General features: G+C 64.8%; 2 protein-coding genes. Both read right to left on the bottom strand.

The window, feature by feature from the left end:
- Window positions 1-230: hypothetical protein (locus FJV41_RS55240; protein WP_220137985.1), on the bottom strand; the 230-nt coding region annotated here is incomplete at its 3' end.
- A partial coding sequence (locus FJV41_RS55235) for a hypothetical protein (RefSeq protein ID WP_220137984.1) occupies window positions 218-588 on the bottom strand: 371 nt, incomplete at its 5' end. The genes FJV41_RS55240 and FJV41_RS55235, both read right to left, overlap by 13 nt.

The following is a 588-nucleotide window of genomic DNA, read 5'->3' as shown; positions in this document are numbered from 1 at the left end:
TCCTGCAGCAGTTCGCTGATGTGTAGAATGTCGGTTAAGCGCCGCTCGCCGCCGCGGGTCGCCAGCAGATTCTCGGCGATATGCCGGGCTGTCATCAACGCCCGCAGCATCGGCATCCCCCCGCGCTGCCGCCAGATCTGGCGGTATTCGCTAAACTCTTCCACCAGCGCGTCCCACGCCTGCTCGTCCTGGTTCAGGTTTTCAATATCCAGCGCGGTCAGGCCAAACATCGACGTCGCCAGCGCGCTGCGCAGGGTATTTTCCGCTCCGGGGCCAGCACCGCCTGCAATAGCCAGAGCAGCTCCTGGGCCTCCAGCGTCTCAAAAACGCTGTCGCGGTTAGAGAGGTAGACTGAGGGAATGCCCAGCGTCTGCAGCGCTTCACGCACCTGCGCCGCCTCCAGCCGGTTGCGCACCAGCACGGTAATATCCGAAGCCTGTACCGGGCGCGAGGTTTCCCCGCGCCACAGCAGCGCGCGCCCCTGCTGACCGGCGCTCAGCCAGTCGCGGATCTGCGTGGCGCAGAGCTGCGCCATAAAGGTCTGATAATCGCCAGACCCGACAGTGTCGCCGGGCATCAGCCAGACGT

Origin of the sequence: Myxococcus llanfairpwllgwyngyllgogerychwyrndrobwllllantysiliogogogochensis, assembly GCF_006636215.1 — a bacterium.
GTDB classification, from domain to species: Bacteria; Myxococcota; Myxococcia; order Myxococcales; family Myxococcaceae; genus Myxococcus; species Myxococcus llanfairpwllgwyngyllgogerychwyrndrobwllllantysiliogogogochensis.
The sequence above is the reverse complement of the archived record's forward strand: the minus strand, read 5'-3'. Positions and strand labels throughout refer to the sequence as shown.